At 74.4% G+C, this 20,722-nt stretch carries 18 protein-coding genes and 1 riboswitch; of the genes, 8 read left to right on the top strand and 10 right to left on the bottom strand.

Translation table 11 applies throughout. The annotated features are described in order from the left end of the window. Positions 1-28 precede the first annotated feature (28 nt). A complete protein-coding gene (locus F1C76_13215; GenBank protein ID QNG37416.1) occupies positions 29-1,105 on the bottom strand; it encodes a septum formation initiator in 1,077 nt (358 codons plus the stop codon). Between the two features lie 124 nt (positions 1,106-1,229). On the opposite strand from F1C76_13215, the gene F1C76_13210 reads away from it, so the two are divergent. From F1C76_13210 to argG, 4 genes are read left to right on the top strand one after another with little or no spacing between them, the layout of a single operon-like run. Continuing rightward, complete coding sequence (locus F1C76_13210; GenBank protein ID QNG37415.1) at positions 1,230-2,075, top strand: HAD-IB family hydrolase; 846 nt, start codon at positions 1,230-1,232, stop codon at positions 2,073-2,075. A gap of 52 nt (positions 2,076-2,127) precedes the next feature. Beyond that, complete coding sequence (locus F1C76_13205; protein ID QNG37414.1) at positions 2,128-3,267, top strand: ATP-binding protein; 1,140 nt, start codon at positions 2,128-2,130, stop codon at positions 3,265-3,267. After that, on the top strand, positions 3,264-3,902 hold the full coding sequence (locus F1C76_13200) for a response regulator transcription factor (GenBank protein ID QNG37413.1): 639 nt from the start codon (positions 3,264-3,266) through the stop codon (positions 3,900-3,902). Before F1C76_13205 ends, F1C76_13200 begins: the two co-directional genes overlap by 4 nt. Positions 3,903-3,939: 37 nt before the next feature. Then, positions 3,940-5,355, top strand: a complete 1,416-nt coding sequence (argG, locus tag F1C76_13195; GenBank protein QNG37412.1) for an argininosuccinate synthase — start codon at positions 3,940-3,942, stop codon at positions 5,353-5,355. On the opposite strand, the gene F1C76_13190 is transcribed toward argG, so the two are convergent. Both F1C76_13190 and F1C76_13185 read right to left on the bottom strand, forming a co-directional pair. Continuing rightward, positions 5,352-6,320 carry an aldo/keto reductase gene (locus F1C76_13190; protein ID QNG37411.1) on the bottom strand — a complete coding sequence of 323 codons (969 nt, stop codon included), beginning with the start codon at positions 6,318-6,320 and terminating at the stop codon, positions 5,352-5,354. The two genes, argG and F1C76_13190, sit on opposite strands and share 4 nt — an antisense overlap. A 47-nt stretch (positions 6,321-6,367) precedes the next feature. Next, positions 6,368-7,147 carry a Fic family protein gene (locus F1C76_13185; GenBank protein ID QNG39227.1) on the bottom strand — a complete coding sequence of 260 codons (780 nt, stop codon included), beginning with the start codon at positions 7,145-7,147 and terminating at the stop codon, positions 6,368-6,370. A 94-nt stretch (positions 7,148-7,241) separates the two neighbouring features. Here F1C76_13185 and F1C76_13180 point away from each other — a divergent pair, with 94 nt between their 5' ends. The 3 genes from F1C76_13180 to F1C76_13170 are packed head-to-tail and all read left to right on the top strand — an operon-like array spanning position 7,242 to position 9,036. After that, a complete protein-coding gene (locus tag F1C76_13180; protein ID QNG37410.1) occupies positions 7,242-7,778 on the top strand; it encodes a histidine phosphatase family protein in 537 nt (178 codons plus the stop codon). Continuing rightward, positions 7,775-8,296: a bifunctional adenosylcobinamide kinase/adenosylcobinamide-phosphate guanylyltransferase gene (cobU, locus tag F1C76_13175; GenBank protein ID QNG37409.1), complete on the top strand. Its 522-nt coding sequence runs from the start codon at positions 7,775-7,777 to the stop codon at positions 8,294-8,296. The genes F1C76_13180 and cobU overlap by 4 nt, the downstream gene beginning before the upstream one ends. Then, complete coding sequence (locus F1C76_13170; protein ID QNG37408.1) at positions 8,293-9,036, top strand: cobalamin biosynthesis protein CobS; 744 nt, start codon at positions 8,293-8,295, stop codon at positions 9,034-9,036. The genes cobU and F1C76_13170 overlap by 4 nt, the downstream gene beginning before the upstream one ends. 2 nt (positions 9,037-9,038) lie before the next feature. On the opposite strand, the gene F1C76_13165 is transcribed toward F1C76_13170, so the two are convergent. From F1C76_13165 to F1C76_13150, 4 genes are all read right to left on the bottom strand, one after another. Then, positions 9,039-9,527, bottom strand: coding sequence for an FKBP-type peptidyl-prolyl cis-trans isomerase (locus tag F1C76_13165; GenBank protein QNG39226.1), 489 nt, complete (start codon positions 9,525-9,527; stop codon positions 9,039-9,041). Between the two features lie 44 nt (positions 9,528-9,571). Next, positions 9,572-13,222, bottom strand: a complete 3,651-nt coding sequence (cobN, locus tag F1C76_13160) for a cobaltochelatase subunit CobN (GenBank protein QNG37407.1) — start codon at positions 13,220-13,222, stop codon at positions 9,572-9,574. A gap of 56 nt (positions 13,223-13,278) precedes the next feature. Continuing rightward, positions 13,279-13,347: riboswitch (cobalamin riboswitch) on the bottom strand. 111 nt (positions 13,348-13,458) lie between these two features. Next, on the bottom strand, positions 13,459-15,120 hold the full coding sequence (locus tag F1C76_13155; protein QNG37406.1) for a long-chain fatty acid--CoA ligase: 1,662 nt from the start codon (positions 15,118-15,120) through the stop codon (positions 13,459-13,461). A 7-nt stretch (positions 15,121-15,127) separates the two neighbouring features. Beyond that, positions 15,128-16,096 carry a cyclase family protein gene (locus tag F1C76_13150; protein ID QNG37405.1) on the bottom strand — a complete coding sequence of 323 codons (969 nt, stop codon included), beginning with the start codon at positions 16,094-16,096 and terminating at the stop codon, positions 15,128-15,130. Positions 16,097-16,207: 111 nt separating this feature from the next. Here F1C76_13150 and F1C76_13145 point away from each other — a divergent pair, with 111 nt between their 5' ends. Beyond that, positions 16,208-17,443, top strand: a complete 1,236-nt coding sequence (locus tag F1C76_13145; protein QNG37404.1) for an acyl-CoA dehydrogenase — start codon at positions 16,208-16,210, stop codon at positions 17,441-17,443. 1 nt (position 17,444) lies between these two features. Here the strand turns inward: F1C76_13145 and F1C76_13140 are convergent, their stop codons facing one another. Genes F1C76_13140 through F1C76_13130 form a run of 3 tightly spaced genes read right to left on the bottom strand, consistent with a single transcriptional unit; the run spans position 17,445 to position 20,721 of the window. Next, positions 17,445-17,645: a CbtA family protein gene (locus tag F1C76_13140; GenBank protein QNG37403.1), complete on the bottom strand. Its 201-nt coding sequence runs from the start codon at positions 17,643-17,645 to the stop codon at positions 17,445-17,447. Positions 17,646-17,692: 47 nt separating this feature from the next. Next, on the bottom strand, positions 17,693-19,411 hold the full coding sequence (locus F1C76_13135; GenBank protein ID QNG37402.1) for a nickel transporter: 1,719 nt from the start codon (positions 19,409-19,411) through the stop codon (positions 17,693-17,695). Next, a complete protein-coding gene (locus tag F1C76_13130; protein QNG37401.1) occupies positions 19,408-20,721 on the bottom strand; it encodes a tetratricopeptide repeat protein in 1,314 nt (437 codons plus the stop codon). Before F1C76_13130 ends, F1C76_13135 begins: the two co-directional genes overlap by 4 nt. Position 20,722: the final 1 nt, after the last annotated feature.

The following is a 20,722-nucleotide window of genomic DNA, read 5'->3' as shown; positions in this document are numbered from 1 at the left end:
CCGGACCCGGTCGACCAGGGGCGTCGACTCACGCACGGGCGGTCTCCCGGGCCCGCAGTCGGGCCAGCAGCTGCCGCGACACCTGGCCCAGCGGAGCGCGCGCACCGGTCAGCGGCGGTTCGCCGCGTTCGCCCCGGGCGACGGCGGACCGGTCGTGGCCGAGCTCGGCGACCACCGGCCGGCCCAGCACCGACCCCACCTCGGCCGACGGCACCCCGCCGGGGACGGCCCGGGTGACCACCAGGGCACGGCCCCAGGCCGGACCGGTCAGCAGGCTGCCGGCGACCGCGAGGGCCCTGACCCGCGACGGCACCACCAGCACCGCCACGTCGGCCTCGGGCAGCACCGCCTCGGCCAGCTGGGGCTCGGCGCGGGTGGGCAGGTCGACCACCACCGGGTGCCCGTCGGCCCGCGCCGCGGCGACCACGGCGGCCAGCACCTCGGGGACCACCGGGGACGGGGCGTCCCGACTCGGGGCCAGCACGCGGACCCGGTGCGCCTCGGGCAGCGCGGCCACCACCTGCTCCCCGGCCACGCGTCCGCGCAGCCCGGCCAGGTCGGGCCACCGCAGGCCGGAGACCCACTCCGCGCCCAGCAGCAGGTCCAGGCCGCCACCGGTGCCGTCGGCGTCCACCAGCAACGGGGCGCGGGTGCCGGCCAGGGTGAGTGCGAGGGCGGTCGCCAGCGTGCTGGCCCCGGCGCCGCCGCAACAGCCCCCCACCACGACGAGCGCCCCGGGCTCCACGGGGTCGCGCACGGCCGACGCGGCCCGCTCCACCAGCCAGCCCTCGTCGCGGGGCAGCACCACCACCCGCTCGGCGCCGACGCCGAGGGCGGCCTCGAACCCCTCCCCCGACAGCTCCGTGCGGGTCGCGACCACCACGCCCGCACGGCGTGGGAGAGCCCGGACCGCGGGGCTGGTCAGCACGTCGGCGCCCAGCACCACGAGCGGCGCGCCCCGGTGGGCCCGGCGCAGCGCCCCCGAGCCGTGGGTCAGCTCCGGGGTCGTGCCGGCGGCGGCGAGCAGCCGGAGCAGCTCGTCGACGAGCTGGTCGTCGGAGCTGACCACCAGGGGTCGGGGCAGGTCGGGGGTGTGTTCGTCCACGGGTCGAGTCAGCCGCGGGGACCCGGCGCCGGGAAGACGTCCGGCGCATCTGTGGACGACCCCTCCGGGTGTGGACGACGGCGCGCCGGGTGCCCCCGGGGTGTGCTGGCCCTAGCCTCGCGCCATGACCGGCGAGGTGGGGCGCGCAGCGGCGTTCTTCGACCTGGACAAGACGGTGATCGCGAAGTCCAGCGCGCTGGCCTTCGGCCGACCGTTCTTCGAGGGCGGCCTGATGAACCGCCGCACCGTGCTCAAGGGCGCCTACGCCCAGTTCGTGTTCTCCCTGGCCGGTGCGGACGCCGCGCAGATGGACCGGATGCGCGACCAGATCACCGCGATGTGCACCGGGTGGGACGTCGGCGTCGTGCACGACATCGTCCGGGAGACCCTGCACTCGATCGTCGACCCGCTGGTCTACGCCGAGGCCGCCGACCTGATCGAGGCCCACCGGGCCGCCGGCCAGGAAGTGGTCATCGTGTCCAGCAGCGGGTCGGAGGTGGTCACCCCGATCGGGGAGATGCTCGGCGTGGACCGGGTCGTCGCCACCCGGATGGTCGTGGTGGACGGCCGGTACACCGGGGAGATCGAGTACTACGCCTACGGGGAGAACAAGGCCGCCGCGATGCGCGAGGTGGCCGCCGAGATGGGCTACGACCTGGCCGACTGCCACGCCTACTCCGACTCCGTCACCGACCTCCCGATGCTCGCCGCCGTGGGCCACCCGACCGCGGTCAACCCCGACCGGGGCCTGCGGAGGGCCGCGGCCGAGCGGGGCTGGCCGGTGCTGGAGTTCGCCCGCCCGGTGCCGCTGAGCGCCCGGTCCGCCCAGCGCCGCGCGCCCCTGGTCACCGGCGCCGCGGTCGGCGTCGGCGCCGCCGTCGTCGGGCTCGCCTGGTACGCCCGGCGGCGGGCCCTGCGCCTGCTGGAGGCAGCCCCCCAGCACCGGCGACGGCCCCGCGCCCGCGCGTGACCGCTGTCCACAGGCCCGCCCGGCGGACGCCCCGGGCTGGCACCATCCCGGCATGACCGCCCCCGCGAGCACCCGCCGCCGGGACCTGCTCGCCCCGCTGTGGCGGGCGGTCGTGGTCTTCCGGCCGCTGGCGTGGGTGGTCGCCGTGGTCGGGTTCGTGGGCGGGCGGGAGGAGTACCCCGGCCTGCTGGCCCCGGTGCTCCTGCTGGCCGCGATGGCGGTGTGGACGGTGGTCGTCACCGTCGCCTACTCCCGGGCCGAGGGACGACGCACCCGCACCGCGCTGGTCGACCTGGCGGTGACCCTGGCCCTGCTGGCAGCCGTGCTCACCACGCAGAGCCGGGACGCCCTGGCCGCCGACGCCCCGATCCTGACCTCGCTGTGGGTGGCCGGTCCCGCCTACGCCCTGGCGGTGGCCCGGGGCCGGGACGGCGGGCTGGTCGGCGGCGTCGTCGTCTGGGCCGCGGTGTCCGCCGTGCGCGGCCGGGTCGGGGACGAGGAGCTGTTCAACCTGGTGCTCTTCACGCTGTCCGCGGTGCTGCTGGGGTACGCGGCGACCACCACCCGGGCGGCGACCCTGGCGGTGCAGCAGGCCGCGGCGACCGCCGCCGCGGCCGCGGAGCGGGAGCGGCTGGGCCGCGCGGTGCACGACGGGGTGCTGCAGGTGCTGGCCGCCGTCCGCCGCCGGGGTGAGGAGCTCGGCGGGGACGCCGCGGACCTCGCCCGGCTGGCCGCCGAGCAGGAGGTCGCCCTGCGCGGGCTGCTCTCCTCCGCTCCCTCGGCCCGGGACGGCGACGTGGCCGACCTGGGGGCCGCACTGCGCCTGCTGTCCACCCCCGACGTCGAGGTCTCCTCGCCGGCCGAGCCGGTGCTGCTGCCCGCCCCGGTGGCCGACGAGCTGACCGCGGCGGTGCGCGAGGCGCTGGCCAACACCGCCGAGCACGCACCGGCCGCCCGGGCCTGGGTCAGCGTCGAGCCCGAGGACGACGTGGTGCTCGTGGTCGTCCGGGACGACGGGCCGGGCATCCCCGACGGTCGCCTGCCCGCGGCCGTCGCGGCCGGGCACCACGGCGTGCGGTCCTCGATCTGCGGCAGGCTGGCCGACCTGGGCGGCACCGCGCAGCTGCACACCGGCCCGGGCCAGGGCACCGAGTGGGAACTGACCGTGCCGAGAGAGGGAGCCACCCGATGACGACGGTGATGGTGGTCGACGACCACCCGATGTGGCGCGAGGCGGTCGAACGCGACCTGACCGCCCGCGGGTTCGAGGTGCTGGCGACCGCCGGGGACGTGGGAGCCGCCGTCCGCCGGGCACTCGCCGTCCGCCCGGACGTGGTGGTGATGGACCTGCAGCTGGGCGAGGGGTCCGGGGTGGACGCCACCCGCGACGTCGTGGCCGCGCTGCCGGCCACCCGGGTGCTGGTGCTCTCGGCCAGCGCCGAGCAGGTCGACGTCCTCGAGGCGGTGAAGGCCGGCGCATCGGGCTACCTGGTCAAGTCCTCCTCCGCCGACGAGCTGGCCGACGCCGTCACCCGTACGGCCGCCGGCGACGCGGTCTTCTCCGCGGGCCTCGCCGGCCTGCTGCTCGGTGAGTACCGGCGGCTGCGCTCGAGTCCCGACGACGGCGCCCCGCGGCTGACCGACCGGGAGACCGAGGTGCTCAAGCTGGTCAGCCGGGGGTTGTCGGCCCGACAGATCGCCGAGCGGCTGGTGCTCTCGCACCGCACGGTGGAGAACCACGTGCAGAACACGCTGCGCAAGCTGCAGCTGCACAACCGGGTCGAGCTCACCCGGTACGCCATCGAGCAGGGCCTCACCGACCCCTGACTCTGCATAGTGATGCAGTGTGGTGCATGATGTTCCGGTGTCCAAGGTACTGACCTCCCTGCCCGTCGGCGAACGTGTCGGCATCGCCTTCTCCGGAGGCCTCGACACCTCCGTGGCCGTCGCGTGGATGCGCGACAAGGGCGCGGTGCCCTGCACCTACACCGCCGACATCGGCCAGGCCGACGAGCCCGACATCGGGTCGGTCCCCGGCCGGGCCACCAGCTACGGCGCCGAGGTCGCCCGGCTGGTCGACTGCCGCGCCGCGCTGGTCGAGGAGGGTCTGGCCGCGCTGACCTGCGGCGCCTTCCACATCAAGTCCGGCGGCCGCACCTACTTCAACACCACCCCGCTGGGCCGCGCCGTCACCGGCACCCTGCTGGTGCGCGCGATGCTCGAGGACGGCGTCCAGATCTGGGGCGACGGCTCGACCTTCAAGGGCAACGACATCGAGCGGTTCTACCGGTACGGCCTGCTGGCCAACCCCGAGCTGCGCATCTACAAGCCCTGGTTGGACGCCGCGTTCGTCACCGAGCTGGGCGGCCGCACCGAGATGAGCGAGTGGCTCGTCGCGCACGACCTGCCCTACCGGGACAGCACGGAGAAGGCCTACTCCACCGACGCCAACATCTGGGGCGCCACCCACGAGGCGAAGTCGCTGGAGCACCTCGACGTCTCACTGGAGGCCGTGCAGCCGATCATGGGCGTCCGGTTCTGGGACCCCGAGGTCGAGATCGCCACCGAGGACGTCACCGTGGGTTTCGAGCAGGGCCGCCCGGTGACGATCAACGGCGCCCGCTTCGACTCCGACGTCGACCTCGTGCTGGAGGCCAACGCCATCGGCGGCCGGCACGGCCTGGGCATGAGCGACCAGATCGAGAACCGGATCATCGAGGCCAAGAGCCGCGGGGTCTACGAGGCCCCGGGCATGGCCCTGCTGCACGTGGCCTACGAGCGGCTGGTCAACGCCATCCACAACGAGGACACCCTCGCCACCTACCACCGCGAGGGTCGCCGCCTCGGCCGGCTCATGTACGAGGGCCGCTGGCTGGACCCGCAGGCGCTGATGGTCCGCGAGTCGCTGCAGCGCTGGGTGGGTGCCGCCGTCACCGGCGAGGTCACCCTGCGGCTGCGGCGTGGCGAGGACTTCTCGATCCTCGACACCACCGGCCCGGCGTTCAGCTACCACCCGGACAAGCTGTCGATGGAGCGCACCACGGACTCCGCGTTCGGCCCCGTCGACCGGATCGGCCAGCTGACCATGCGCAACCTGGACATCGCCGACTCCCGCGCCAAGCTCGAGCAGTACGCCGGGCTGGGCATGGTCGGCGGCGCCCAGACCGCGCTGGTCGGGGACATGGCCGCCGGTGGCGCCCAGGCGATCGCCTCCCGCGGCACGGTCTCCGCCGACGAGGAGATGCTCGACCGGGCGGCCATGGAGTCCGGCTCGGACTAACGCCCGAGCTTCTCCCGCACCCGCTCGACCAGCGTGGGGACGACGCCCTGCGGGGTGAAGGCGCGGGCCGCGCCGGTGAGCGCGGCCTGCTCGTCGGCGGCGAGGTCGAGGTCGGCCGCGGCCACGTTGAACTCCAGCTGCTCCACGCTGGCGGCCCCCGGGATCGCCACGACCTGCGGCAGCCCGAGCAGCCAGGCCAGCGCGGCCTGCGCGGGCTTCACGTCGTGGGCGTCGGCGACCTCGCGGAGCACGGCCAGCAGCGGCTCGATGCGCCGCAGGTTCTCCGTGCCGAACAGCGGGTTCATCGCGCGCACCCCGCCGGGGCGGTGGTCCACGCCGTACTTCCCACCGAGCAGGCCCTGGGCGAGCGGGCTGTAGGCCATCACGATCCGGTTCTCGCGCTCGGCGAAGGGCACCAGGTCCTCCAGCGGGCCCGCGGTGGCCAGGGAGAACTGCACCTGGTTGCTGACCACCGGGCGGCCCAGCGCGGTGTCCGCGGCGCGCCAGCGGTCCAGCGAGTAGTTCGAGACGCCGACGGCACCGATCTTCCCGGCGTCCAGCAGTTCGCCCATGCCCTGCATGACGATCGAGTCGGGGACGACGGGGTTGGCCTGGTGCACCTGGTACAGCGGGATCTTCCCCAGCTGCAGGCGCTTCGCCGAGCCCTCGAACCGGTTGCGGACGATCGGCGCGAACGGCGCGACGGGGAAGACCTTGCTGGCGACGACGACGTCCGCGCGCTCGTCCCCGAGGGCCTCGGTGAGGATCCGCTCGCTCGTGCCGAACCCGTAGACCTCCGCGGTGTCGAAGAGGGTCACGCCCAGCTCGCGGGCCCGCCGGACGATCGCCCCGGCACCACCCCCGGAGTAGTCCGAGCCGTAGCCCCACTCACGGGACCCGAACTGCCAGGTGCCCAGCCCGATACGGCTGACCGGACCCAATCCGTCGACCTCGATGAAGCGCATGGGTTGCCCCGTGCCCCGGAGCGCCGGGCGCACACATCGAGGGTCCCTCAGCCGCGGAGCAGCGACTCGCAGATCGCCAGGCCCTCGACGGCACCGAGCTCGGTGGCGCGGGCGCAGTGCACCAGCCAGCCGGCGACGCCGTCCATCGTGCCGGCGGTGTAGCCGTCCAGGGCGGCGGCGTAGGCAGGGGCGCCCAACTCGGCGAAGCCCACCTCGGGCACCGAGACGGCCTTGGGGTCCAGCCCGCGGGCGATCCCGGTGAGCCGGCCGGCGGCCCGGGCGACCACGCCGTTGCCGACGGTGAAGGGCGCGATCGCGGCCAGCTCGCCGTGCACGACGGCGGCGATGAGCACCGCCGGGGCGGTGGTCGCTCCGGTGACCAGGGAGAACACCCCGCCCAGCCGTCCTCCGGCCCGCACCTCGGGGCGGCCCAGGTCGGCCGGGGCGGCGAGGTCGGCGGCGGCCAGCACGTGCATCCGGGCGAGCACCTGGCCCGGCGCCCGGTCCCAGGTCTCCACCATCGAACCCAGCGCGACCGACACCCGCAGCGCGCCCTGCAGGGTCGGCTCGCTGACGTCGCCGGAGCGCACCTGGGTCAGCGGGACGTCGACGCCCTCCAGCGCGGCCGAGGCCCGGGCGCCGCGCAGCGCGGACTCCGAGCTCACCCCGGCGGACTCGCGGCGCAGCACCTTGTGCCCGAGCAGCCGGTCGATCGCGGTGCGGGCGCCGTCGGCGGCCTCCCGGACGCCGGGCAGCTCCAGCAGCGGGGCCAGCGGGTCGGGCCCGGCCGGCCGGGTCGGGCGCGGGGCGGCCCGCCGGACGCCCAGGCCGGAGGCGCCGGGACCGTCCGTCGGGGGCCGCATCGGGATCGTCACGGCGACGACGGTAGCCGCGCCCGCCCGCCACCTAGGCTCCCCCTCGATGACCACGCTCCTGCTCGTCCGGCACGGACAGAGCACCTGGAACGCCAGCGGCCTGATGCAGGGCCAGACGGCGCACGTCCCGCTGACCGAGCTCGGCCACGAGCAGGCCCGCTCCGCCGCCGCGGAGCTGGCGGCGCTGGCCCCCGGCGCGATGGTCTCCAGCGACCTGCGCCGCGCGGTGCAGACCGCCGAGCACTGCATGGCCGCCACCGGTCGCCGGTTCACCACCACCCCGGCGCTGCGCGAGCAGGGCTACGGCGTGCTGGAGGGCCGGCCCTCCCGTGAGCTGTGGGACCTCGTCGACTGGACCGACGTGCACTGGTCGGCCGAGGGCGGGGAGTCCCTGGCCCAGCTGCACGCCCGGGTGGCCGCCTACCTGCAGACGCTGCGCGACGCCCCGCCGGCCGACGTCGTCGCCCTGGTCACCCACGGCGACACCATCCGGGCCGTGCAGGCCGTCGTCGCCGGGGACGGCCCCGAGGCCATGCCGCACGTGACCCCGCACAACGGCACCGTCACCCGGCTCGAGCTGTGAGCCGGACGCTGGTCCTCGGCGGTTCCCGGTCGGGGAAGTCCGCCCACGCCGAGCTCCTGCTCGAGGGCCGGGACGACGTCACCTACCTGGCGACGTCGGACCCCCGCCCGGACGACGCCGAGTGGGCCGAGCGCATCGCCGCCCACCAGGCCCGCCGGCCGAGCACCTGGCGCACCAAGGAGACGACGAACCCCGGCGAGCTCGTGCTCCCGGGCACCTACCTGGTCGACTCGATCACCACCTGGGTCACCGCGATGATGGACGCCAGCGGGGTCTGGGACGGCGGTCAGCGGGCCACCGACAGGCTCTCCCGCCGGGTCGACGAGCTGCTCGAGGCCTGGGTGATGACCCCGGCGCACGTGGTCGCGGTCAGCGACGAGGTGGGACTGGGCATCGTGCCGGAGACCCGGTCGGGCCGGCTGTTCCGGGACACCCTGGGCACGGTCAACCAGCGGCTGGCGGCCACCGCCGACGAGGTGTGGTTCGTCGTCGCGGGGCTGCCCCAGCGCCTGCGATGAGGGCGGCGTTCGGCTGGCTCACGGTCCTGCGGGTCGGCGGCAACCCCTCACCGCGGGGCGTGCTGCCCTGGGCACCGCTGGTCGGGCTGGTGCTCGGCGACCTGGCCTCGCTCACCGGCTGGCTGGGCGCCCGGTACGCCTCGCCCCTGGTCGGCGCGGTGCTCGGGGTGGCGCTGCTGGCCTGGCTGACCCGCGGGCTGCACCTGGACGGGCTCGCTGACACCGCCGACGGGCTGGGCCCGCTGCGCGGTCGGGAACGCGCACTGCAGGTCATGCGGGCCGGCGACGTGGGGCCCTTCGGCGTCGCCACGCTCGTCCTGACGCTGCTGCTGCAGGTGGCGGCACTGGCCCAGCTGCTCACGGTCGAGGGCGGTTGGCTCGCGCTGTGGACCGCCGTCGTCGCGGCCCGACTGGCGATGGCCCGCACCGGCCTGCCCGGGGTGCCGGTGGCCGAGGGCTCGTCGCTGGGCGCCGCGGTCGCCGGCACCGTCTCCCGGGTGTGGCTGGCCGGCTGCACCGTCGTCGCGGTGGCCTGCGTGCTGGCCACCGCGACGTGGCTGGGCGACGTCGCGCAGGGGGCCCGCCTGGTGGCCGCCGGCGTGCTCGGCCTGGCCGCCGGCGAGCTGCTGCACCGCCGGGCCCGCGCCCGGCTCGGCGGGGTGAACGGGGACGTGATGGGCGCCGCCGGCGAGGTGACGACGGCGGCGACCCTGCTGGCCGCCGCCGTCCTGCTGGGCTGAGGTCAGCCCACCGACACCAGGTCGACGACGAAGACCAGCGTCGCCCCGCCGGGGATCGGCCCCTGACCGGCCGGGCCGTAGCCCAGGTCGCTGGGGATGGTGACGTAGCGGCGACCACCGACGGCCATGCCGAGCGTGCCCTCGTCGAAGCCCTCGATCACCTGGCCGCCACCGGCGGTGAAGGGCAGCGTCTCGGTGTCCCCCCGGCTCCAGGAGGAGTCGAACTGCTCGCCGGTGTCGTAGAAGGCCCCCACGTACTTGACCTCGACCGGGTCGCCCTGCTCGGCGACCGCGCCGTCGCCGACCACCACGTCGCTGACCACCAGCCCGCACGGCGGCAGGCCGTCCGAGGCCGGCACCTCGGGTGCCACGGCCAGGTCCGTGGACACCGAAGACGGTGCCTCCGCCGTCGCGGGGACGCTCTCGCAGGTCGCGGTCGGCTCCGCGGAGGCCTCCGGCTCGGGGTCCGCGCCGCAGGCGGTGAGCACCAGTGCGGCGGCGGAGAGGGTGGTCAGGAGCAGGGTGGGACGGCGGGTCACGGGGTCCTCTCGGGGGTGGGCTGGGTGGAGGTCTGCGCGGGGGTCTCCCCGCCCTCGATGTCGCCCTCGGTGTCCAGGTAGGCCTGCTTGAGGTCGGCCATCAGCTGCGGGTCGGGCTCGGCCCACAGCCCGCGGTCGGCGGCCTCGAGCAGCCGCTCGGCGATGCCGTGCAGCGCCCAGGGGTTGGACTCCTCCATGAACGCCCGGTTCTCCGGGTCGAGCACGTAGGTCTGGGTGAGCTTCTCGTACATCCAGTCGGCGACGACGCCGGTGGTGGCGTCGTAGCCGAACAGGTAGTCCACGGTGGCGGCCATCTCGAAGGCGCCCTTGTAGCCGTGCCGGCGCATCGCGGCCAGCCACTTGGGGTTGACCACCCGGGCGCGGAACACCCGGGAGGTCTCCTCGACCAGCGAGCGGGTGCGCACGTGCTCGGGCCGGGTCGAGTCCCCGACGTAGGCCTTGGGCGAACTGCCGGTCAGCGCGCGGACGGTCGCGACCATCCCGCCGTGGTACTGGAAGTAGTCGTCGGAGTCGGCGATGTCGTGCTCGCGGGTGTCGATGTTCTTCGCCGCGACCGCGATCCGCCGGTAGGAGGTCTCCATGTCCGACCGGGCGGCGACGCCGTCCAGGTCCCGGCCGTAGGCGTAGCCGCCCCACACCGCGTAGACCTCGGCCAGGTCGGCGTCGGTGCGCCAGTCCCGGCTGTCGATCAGCGACAGCAGACCGGCCCCGTAGGCCCCGGGCTTGGAGCCGAACACCCGGGTGGTGGCCCGGCGGCGGTCCCCGTGCTCGGCCACGTCGGCGTCCACGTGCGCCTTGACGAAGTTCTGCTCGGGTGTCTCGTCCAGGCCCGCGGCCAGGGTCACCGCGTCGTCCAGCATCGTGACGACGTGCGGGAACGCGTCCCGGAAGAACCCGGAGATGCGCACGGTGACGTCGATCCGCGGGCGCTCCAGCTCGGCCAGCGGGATGGCCTCGAGCTTGGTGACCCGGCGGGAGGCCTCGTCCCAGACCGGCCGGACGCCGAGCAGCGCGAGCACCTGGGCGACGTCGTCGCCGGAGGTGCGCATCGCCGAGGTGCCCCACACCGACAGCCCGACCGAACGCGGGTGCTCCCCGGTCTCGCTGACGTACCGCTCGACCAGGGACTCGGCCAGGCCCTGACCGGTCTCCCAGGCCAGCCGGGAGGGGACGGCGCGGGGGTCGACGGAGTAGAAGTTCCGCCCGGTCGGCAGCACGTTGACCAGGCCACGCAGCGGCGAGCCCGACGGACCGGCCGGCACGTAGCCGCCCTCGAGGGCGTGCAGCGCCATGTCCAGCTCGTCGGTGGTCTTCGCCAGCCGGGGCACGACCTCCTCCACGGCGAAGCGCAGCACCCGCTCGACGTCGGCGTGCGGCTCGCCCAGCACGGTCTCGATCACGGTGGGGACGGCGGCCGACGTCCAGCCGGCCTCCTCCATCCCGGTGACCAGGGCCAGCGCGCGGGCCTCGACGTCGTCGGTCTCGTGCAGCCCGGCCGAGCCGTCCTCGACCAGGCCGAGGGCCTCACGCAGACCCGGCATGGCGACCGAGCCGCCCCAGATCTGGCGGGCCCGCAGGATCGCCAGCACCAGCCCGACCCGGGCGTCGCCCTCGGGCGGGGAGCCGAACACGTGCAGCCCGTCGCGGATCTGGCTGTCCTTGATCGCGCACAGCCAGCCGTCGACGTTGAGGATCATCTCGTCGAACTCGGCGTCGTGCGGGCGGTCGTCCAGGCCGAGGTCGTGGTCGAGCTTGGCGGCCTGGATGAGCGTCCAGATCTGCTGCCGGACGGCGGGCAGCTTCGGCGGGTCCATCGCGGCGATGTTGGCGTGCTCGTCGAGCAGCTGCTCCAGCCGGGCGATGTCGCCGTAGGTGTCCGCGCGGGCCATCGGCGGCACCATGTGGTCGACCAGCACGGCGTGCGCACGGCGCTTGGCCTGGCTGCCCTCGCCGGGGTCGTTGACCAGGAACGGGTAGACCATCGGCAGGTCGCCCAGGGCGGCGTCGGGGGCGCAGGCCGCGGACAGCCCGACGGTCTTGCCCGGCATCCACTCCAGGTTGCCGTGCTTGCCCACGTGCACCACCGCGTGCGCGCCGAACGAGGTGCGCAGCCAGTGGTAGGCGGCCAGGTAGTGGTGGGAGGGCGGCAGGTCGGGGTCGTGGTAGATCGCGATCGGGTTCTCCCCGAACCCGCGGGGCGGCTGGACCATCACCACGAGGTTGCCGGCGCGCAGCGCGGCGAAGACGATCTCGCCGTCGGGGTCGTGGCTGCGGTCGACGAACAGCTCCCCGGGCGGCGGGCCCCAGTGCTCGACCATCCGGTCGGTGAGCTCGGCGGGCAGCGTGTCGAAGAAGGCCCGGTAGTCCGCGGCGGCGATGCGCACCGGGTTGCCGCTGAGCTGCTCCTCGGTGAGCCAGTCGGGGTCCTGCCCACCGGCGGCGATGAGGGCGTGCACGAGGGCGTCGCCGTCCAGGTCGGCCACGCCGGGCAGCGACCCGGGGCCGTCGAACGGGCCGATGTCGTAGCCCTGGCCGGCCATCGCGGCCAGCAGCCGCACCACCGAGGCGGGGGTGTCCAGGCCGACCGCGTTGCCGATCCGGGAGTGCTTGGTCGGGTAGGCCGACAGCATCACCACGATCTTGCGGTCGGCCGGGGCGGTGTGCCGCAGCCGGGCGTGCGCCACCGCGATGCCGGCGACCCGGGCGCAGCGCTCGAGGTCGGCGACGTAGGAGGTCAGGCCCTCGTCGTCGACCTCCTTGAAGGAGAACGGCACGGTGATGATCCGGCCGTCGAACTCCGGGATCGCGACCTGGTTGCCCACGTCGAGCGGGGACAGCCCGTCGTCGTTGGCCGCCCAGACCTCACGGGGGGTGCCCAGCACCAGGCCCTGGATCACCGGCACGTCGAGGCGGGCGAGCTCGCCGACGTCCCACGCGCCGTCGTCCCCCCCGGCCTGGGCGGTGGCCGGCTTCGAACCGCCGGCCGCCAGCACGGTGACCACCAGGGCGTCGCAGGTGCGCAGCACGTCGAGCATCTCGGGGGCGACCGAGCGCAGCGAGGAGCAGTAGACCGGGACCGGGACGGCGCCGGCGGTCTCGATCGCCGCGCTCAGTGCGTGCACGAACGCGGTGTTGCCGGCCAGGTGGTGCGCCCGGTAGTAGAGGACGGCGACCCGGGGACCGGTGGCCTGGGTCGGCCGGTCGAGCAGCCCCCAGTCCGGCGCGACGGCCGGGGCCTGGAAGCCCTCGCCGTCCAGCAGAACGGTGTCGGCCAGGAAGCGGTGCAGCTGGTCGATGTTGTCCGGCCCGCCCTGCGCGAGGTAGGCGTGCGCCTCAGTGGCCACGCCCATGGGCACCGTGGACAGCTCCATGAGCTCTGCGTCGGGCAGCTGCTCCCCGCCGAGGACGACGACGGGCAGCCCGCTGTTCAGCAGTGGCTGGATCATGTCCTCGTACTTCCGGCGGGCGCCGAGGATCCGGAACACGACGAGGTCGGTGCCGGCGGCGAACTCGGCCAGCTCGCCGGGGCCGACCCGGTAGGGGTTGCCCAGCTTCCAGTCCGAGGCGCCGGCCTTGGCCGAGAGCAGGTCGGTGTCGCCGGTGGAGAGCAGCGTGAAGGTGCGCATGAGGGGTGTCGCCTTCCCCCGGGTCCGCGCCCGGAGTTCGTCGGGCACGGCAGCCGGAGTGTCTGGCTCACCCCCGGGTGGGGGTCACAGTGGCGGGACCGCACCGGGATCTCACCGGTTTCCTCGCTGCACTGCCGTGGCCCCGGACGCTACCCGGCGCCCCTCCCCTGTCGAGAGTGCAGTTGCGGCCGCCGGCCCCGGCGAGCCGGTGCGTGTCGACGACCGCAACTGCGCACTCAGTTCCTCGCCCGCAGCTCGCGGCGGAGGATCTTGCCCGTCGTGGTCTTCGGGAGCTCGTCGACCACCTCGACGAACCGCGGGTACTTGTAGGCCGCCATCCGCTCCTTGGACCAGGCGATGACCTCCTCGGGGGTGACCGAGGCACCCGGCTTGAGCGAGACGTAGGCCTTCACCGTCTCGCCGCGCTTCTCGTCGGGGATGCCCACGACCGCTGCCTCGCGCACCGCGGGGTGGCCGTAGAGCACGTCCTCCACCTCGCGGGGCCAGACCTTGTAGCCGGCCGCGTTGATCATGTCCTTCTTGCGGTCGACCAGGAAGAACCAGCCCGAGGCGTCCATGAACCCGACGTCACCGGTGCGCAGCTCCCCGCCCGGGATGGACTCCGCGGTGGCGTCCGGGCGCTCCCAGTACCCGGGCACGACCTGCGGCCCGGAGGTGGCGAACTCCCCGACCTCGCCGACGGGCACCTCCTCGCCGTCCTCGCCCAGCACCCGGACGACGGTGTCGTAGACCGGGACGCCGACGCTCAACGCCCCGGAGTTCTCGTCCACCGGTGCCTTGACCCCGAACGGGACCCCGTGCGACGGGCTGTTGGTCTCGGTCAGCCCGTAGATGTTGTGCACGTAGACCCCGAGCTTCTCCTCCAGCTGGTCGGTGACCGCCGGGGCGATCGGGGCGCCACCGGAGTAGACGGCCCGCAGGGAGGTGAAGTCCTCCCGGCCGGCCCCGGTCGCGTTGCCCAGGGCGATGAACACCGCGATGGCCCCGACGGTGAACGTCGGCTGGTGCTCCCGGATGGCCTCCAGCACCACGTCGGGGTGGAACCGGTGGGCCAGCACCAGCGGGCAGCCGACCAGCATCGCGATCGCGACGTGCCCGATCAGCCCGGTGATGTGGAACAGCGGCGCCACCCCGAGCACCGAGTCCTGCGGGCCCAGGCCCATCCACTCCCGGTAGGTGCAGGCGTTGAACACCATCGTGGAGTGGGTGTTCATCGCCCCCTTGGGTCGCCCCGTCGTCCCCGACGTGTAGGTCAGGACGCCGATGTCGTCGCCGGTCAGCTGCACCGGCGGTGGCTGCTCGCCGGCGTGGGTCGCCACGAGCTCCCCCAGGTCCAGGGTCCCCTCGGGGTGGGCCTTGACCGTGCCCTCGAACAGCCGCTGGTCGCCGCGGGTCTGGTGGTCCAGACCGGAGCAGGTGACGACCGTCGTCACCTTCGTCTTCCCGGCCTCGATCACCCCCTTCGCGACCGTGTCGTACAGCTCGTCCAGGCACAGCAGCGCGGTGGCGCCGGAGTCGGCGAGCAGGTACGTCAGCTCGGCGGACTTGTTCATCGGGTTGATCGCGACCGCGGACCCGCCGGCCTTCCACGCCCCGAGCAGCCCGATCACGAACGCCGGGTCGTTCTGGACGTAGAGGCCCATCCGGTCGCCGTGCGCGAAGCCCGCGCCGAGCAGTCCGACCGCGAGGGCGTCGGAGGCGACGTCGAGGTCGGCGAAGGTCAGGGTGCCGTCGAAGTAGCGGATCGCCACCGCGTCGGGGGTGGCCGTCAGGGTGGCCTCGAAGACCGCGAGCAGGGTGTCGTGCTCGGGGGTGATCGAGGCCGGCTGGCCCTCGCCGTAGAGGGCCAGCCAGGGCTTGTCGGTGTAGACGCTCATGCCCGGGTCAGCGGATCGCGACCGGGTTGACCGGGGCGCCGGTGCCGTTGACGACCTTGAGCGGGGCGGCGACGTAGAGGAACGTCCACCGGTTGTCCGCAGCGCACGCGTCGGCCAGGTCGTCGAGCCAGGCGATCTCGGTGAGCGTGACGCCCAGGTTGCGCATCAGGGCGCAGTGCAGCGGCAGGGCGACGCCGGACACCGGGTCGTAGGTGACCTCGTTGGCGATGGTGTCGGTGACCAGGTTGGGGATCTCGGTGCGCTGGAACCACTCGACCAGCTCGCGGGAGTAGGTCAGGCCGGGCTCGGCGAACCCGTCGTAGAAGGTCTCCGGGTCGTTGAGGTCGTACCAGTACTTCATCCAGCCGGTCCGGACCACCAGGATGTCGTGCGGCTGGATCTCCACGCCCTGGGCGGCCGCGGCGGCCTCGAGGTCGGTGTGGTCGAAGGTCTCGCCCTTGTCCAGCCACTGCTTGCCGCGGTGGCGGGCCATGTCGATGAGCACGCCGCGCCCGACGATGCCCTTCTCCGCGATCGGCAGCACAGAGGCCTTGTCCATGCCGCCGACGGTGGAGCGGGCGTCGTAGCCGTTCCAGAGCTTGCCGTCGTACCAGACGTGGCCCAGCGCGTCGTACTGCGTGGAGCCCTGCAGGAACATCAGCGCGGTGTCGTCGGCGTAGTGCAGACCGCCGGGGAACTGCGGGGCGGCGTCGGTGTCCCAGGTGGACTCGTCGAGCTCGTTCTTGCGCTCGATGCCGCGGCGGCCGGGCCACAGCGGGTCGCCGGGGGCCTCGGCGCGGCCCATCTGGATCTGGAGGGTGAAGGTCTCACCGCTCTGGATGTGCTGGGCGCCGCGCAGCACCTCGGCGGCGTCGAGGTAGTTCAGCGAACCGAGCTCGTCGTCGGGACCCCACTTGCCCCAGTTGGAAGGGGCGTCGTCGCCCAGGACCTCGCGCATGGCAGGAACGTCGGACATCGTCGTCTCCGGTCTCTCGCGGCGCCCTGAGCTGGCCGGGCACTCGCACGGTCGGTGGTCATGTGCATGATGCAGGTCACAGCCGCTCGTGCACACACCGGAGTCGCCCCCATGACCGTCTCGCTGCCGGCCCCCTCCGAGCACGCCGTCGCCCTGCACGGACGGATGCGGGACTTCCTCCGCGACGAGGTGTTGCCGGCCGAGGCCGAGTACGAGCGCGACCGTCGCGCGGCGGGCCCGGACGGGCACGAACCGCCCCCGGTGGTCGAGCGGCTGAAGAAGAGCGCGCAGGCAGCCGGTCTGTGGAACCTGTTCCTGCCGAGTGAGTCCGGGCTGACCCAGCTGGAGTACGCACCGATCGCCGAGCTCACCGGCTGGAGCCTGGAGCTGGCCCCGGAGGCCACCAACTGCGCCGCGCCGGACACCGGCAACATGGAGCTGCTGCACCTGCTGGGGTCACCGGAGCAGCAGCAGCGCTGGCTCGAGCCGCTGCTGGCCGGGCAGATCCGCTCGGCGTTCGCGATGACCGAGCCCGCCGTGGCCAGCAGCGACGCCACCAACATCGCCACCCGGATCACCCGGGACGGCGGCGACTACGTGATCACCGGCCGCAAGTGGTGGACGTCGGGCGCGCTGGACCCGCGCTGCGCCGTGCTGGTGCTGATGGGCAAGACCGACCCCGACGCCCCCAAGCACCGCCAGCAGACGATGGTGCTGGTGCCGATGGACACCCCGGGCATCACCGTCGAGCGCGACCTGCCGGTGTTCGGCCACCACGACCAGCACGGGCACGCCGTCGTCCGCTTCGACGACGTCCGGGTGCCGGTGACCAACGTGGTCGGCGAGGAGGGCGGCGGGTTCGCCGCCGCCCAGGCCCGGCTGGGCCCCGGCCGGATCCACCACTGCATGCGTGCCCTGGGTGCGGCCGAGCGGGCGCTGGCGATGATGGTCGCCCGGGTGCAGGAACGGGTCGCGTTCGGCAAGCCGCTCGCCGAGCAGGGCGTGGTGCAGCAGCAGATCGCGGAGTCCCGCCTGGAGATCGAGCAGGCCCGCGCCATCTGCCACCAGGCCAGCCACGTCATCGACAGCGAGGGCAACAAGGCCGCCAAGGACCTGGTGGCGATGGCCAAGGTCGCCGTCCCCCGGGCGGCCACCGCGGTGATCGACCGGGCGATCCAGGTGCACGGCGGCGCCGGGGTCACCGACGTGACCCCGTTGGCCGCCATGTACGGCTGGCACCGGGCGATGCGGCTGTTCGACGGCCCCGACGAGGTGCACCTGCGCAGCCTGGCCAAGGCCGAGCTGGGCCGGACACCGGTCGTGCCGCTGCCGCGGGTGACCGTCTAGGTCAGTGGTGGTGCTCGGGCCCGTGCTCGTGGGCGTGCGGGTGCTGGTGGTCGGCGTGCTCGGGGTCCTCGGGGTGGCCGTGCTCGTGCTCGTGGTGCTCCACGACGACGGCGCCCTCGTGGTGCCCCTCCCCGTGCGGGTGGGCGTGGGCGCCCTCGGCGTGGGTGTGCTCGTGCTCGGCGTGCTGCTCCGGGGTGCTCATGAGGCGGTCTTAGTGGATGCGGGGCGCCCTGGCAACGGCTGCCGGGATCAGGCGCCCAGCACGACCCCGCGCAGGACCAGGGACAGCCCGACCACCAGCACCAGGACGGCGGTGAGGACCGGCAGCGCCAGCACGACGCGGGACAGCAGCCGGGCCCGGCGCAGGTCGGCCACCCGGCGCTCCAGCCGGCCGCGCAGCTTGACCAGCAGCAGGCCGACTGCGGTGAGGGTGGCGGCCATGCCCAGGCCGTAGGCGACCACGAGGACGACGCCGAAGGCCGTGCGCCCCAGGCCGATGCTGGCCAGCAGGACGATCAACGCCGACGGGCTGGGCACCAGACCGCCTGCGACGCCCATCCCGATCAACCCGCCGCGGCCCACCCCGGGACCGTGCGAGTGACCGCCGGGACCGTGGCTGTGGCCACCGCTCCACCAGCTGCCGTGCTCGTGGTCGTCGTGGCTGTGCTCGTCGTGGTCGTGGTCGTGCTCGTGCTCGCCGTGGCTGTGGTCGTGCTCGCCGTGCGGGTGGTCGTGGTCGTGGTCGTGCGGGTGGTCGTGGTCGTGCGCGTGGTCGTGGTCGTGCGGGTGCGGGTGCGGGTGGTCGTGCCCGGCGCCGTGGTCGTGCCCGTGCACCGCGTGCTGGTGTCCGCCCAGAGCGCTGACGGCCCCCGCCAGTGCCGGCTCCGGCAGCGCCTGCTCCGGCGGGATCTGCAGGGCCCGGGCGGCCCGCCAGCGGGGGACGGCGCCGCGCAGCATGGCCACGCCGATCCCCGCGACGAGCAGGCCGCTGGCCACGCCGAGCCAGCGGAGCACCTGGTCCCCGGCCAGCGAGCTGGAGATCGTGATGGCCGCGCCCAGCACGAGGACGCCCACGGTGTGGGTGCCGGTGACGGTGGCCCCGACGAGGACGGCGTCCCGGCTGCGGCCCCGCCGGCCGGCCAGGTAGGCGGCCATCACGCTCTTGCCGTGACCGGGCAGCAGCGCGTGGCCGCAGCCCAGCAGCACCGCGAGCAGCACTGCCAGCGTGCCCACCAGCGGGGTCAGCTCACGGCCACCGATCATGTCCTCGAAGCGGCGGTCGAGGGCGGCGACGGCGTTGGTGAACGGGTCCCCTCCCCCGGTGCTGATCGTCGGTGCGGAGCCCGAGCCCTCGCCCGGCCGGGTGTCCACGGTGAAGCCGCGGACGTCCTGCGGGGAGGCCAGCAGGTCCACGGGGTACTCGCGCAGGGCGTCGGTGATGCTCTCGCTGGGCACCGGGGGGTCGAGGAGGGCGACCCCGTCCCCGACGGCGGTCATCTCCCGCCAGCCGACCCGGTCGGCGAGGTACGTGTCCTCGACCTCGAACGCCGCGTCGCCACCCAGGTCGGCCGGTGCGGTGAGGTCGCAGGTCAGACGCAGGGTGGGCAGACCGCCGGCACCGGGCACCGTCGTCATCGACGACCCCTGGCCGGCCCAGGTCAGCTGTTCGCCGTCCACCGAGGCACGCACGGCCGAGGCGACGTCGGTGCACTCGTCGGCAGCGGCCGAGGACAGCTGGTCGTCGGTCGGCGAGCCGTCCGGGGCGATCGTCTGCAGCAGCTGCGCGGTGGGGATCTCGGCCCGGTCGACGACGGCGGTCAGCGCGACCTGGTCCGGGGTCAGCACGAAGGCGTCGGAGTGGTTGACCGTGAAGTTGCCCAGCGGGTGCGCCTGGGCCGCCCCGGCCGGGACGACCGCCCAGAACAGGCCGGCGCCCAGGACGACGGCGGCTGCCCGCCGGGACCTCATGCCGGTCCGCCGAGGGACTCCAGCAGCTCGGTGGCCCGCGGCGCGAGCAGCGGGGAGAAGTACGGGTTGGTGTCCAGCGCCTGGGTCAGGGTCGCGCGCGCCTGGTCGGTCATCCCGAGCCCGGCCTCGATGGCCCCGCGGTGGTAGAGGAACAGCGCACTGGCTCCGCCCAGGGAGGTGGCCTGCTGGGCGAGCGGGAGCGCCTCGGCGTCCCGGCCGGCGGCGTGCAGCGCCCAGGCCAGGGCGTCCTGGCTGTCGATGTTGACCCGGCGGTCGTACTCGGCCTGCGCGGCGGTGAGCGCCGTAGCGGGGTCGCCGTGGTCGGCGGCGAACAGCGCGGCGGACAGGTCGTCGGTGACCCCGCCGGCGGCGAAGAGCTGGCGGACGGTGTCGACCAGGGCGAACTGCTGCTGGGCCTCGTCGTCCCGACCGAGGGACTCCAGGTACTCACCGAACTCGACGAAGTGCTCGGGCAGGGGGCTGGAGTCCACGACCCGCTGAAAACCGGCCACCGCGGCGTCCTCGTTGCCCCGGGCCGCGTCGACCCGGGCGCGGCCCAGGAGCAGGGACGCGTCGTCGGGCAGGTCGACCAGCCCGGCGGAGAACTGGGCGCCGGCCTCGTCCAGGTCGCCCTGGTTCAGGGCGAGCTGCCCGAGGTAGGTGCGGCAGAAGGCCTCGCTGGCCGGGTCGCCGGTCGCGGTCTCCAGCGCCTGCTCCAGCGCCGACCGGGCGTTGGCGAGGTCGCCGTGCAGCTCGGCGTCGTAGGAGGCGCGGGTGAAGGACGCCAGGCCCGGCCGCAGCTCGAGCATCCGGTCCAGCGCCTCGGTGGCACCCGGGTAGTCGCCCAGCTGGGTGCGGGCGTCGGTGAGCACCCCCCAGGCGGTCGCGCTGTAGGGGTTGATCGCGAGGGCGGCGTCCGCGGCGTCGCGCGCTGCGGCGAAGTCGTGGCGGGCGTTGGCGAGCGCACCCTGCCCGGTCAGCGCGGCGTCGTTGGCGTCGGGCCGGAGGGTCAGCGACTGTGCCAGGGCACCGTCGGCGAGGTCGTAGTAGCTCGGGTCCGCGGTGACCCGGGCCTGCTCGACGTAGGCCGAGCCCAGCTGCGCCCAGGTCGTGTAGTCCCCGGGCACGGTCTCCAGCCGCGTCTGCGCCGCGGCGATGGCGGCGGTCAGCGGGTCGACGACGGCAGCCTGTTCGGCGGCGGCCGCCTCGGTGGTCTGCCGGTCCTGCTGGGCGCTGGCGAACCCGGCCACCGACGCCACCAGGAGCAGACCCCCGGCGGCGACGGCGGCCACCGCGTTGCGACGACGCACG

Source organism: Geodermatophilaceae bacterium NBWT11, from assembly GCA_014218215.1.
In the GTDB taxonomy this organism is placed as follows: domain Bacteria; phylum Actinomycetota; class Actinomycetes; order Mycobacteriales; family Geodermatophilaceae; genus Klenkia.
The sequence above is the reverse complement of the archived record's forward strand: the minus strand, read 5'-3'. Positions and strand labels throughout refer to the sequence as shown.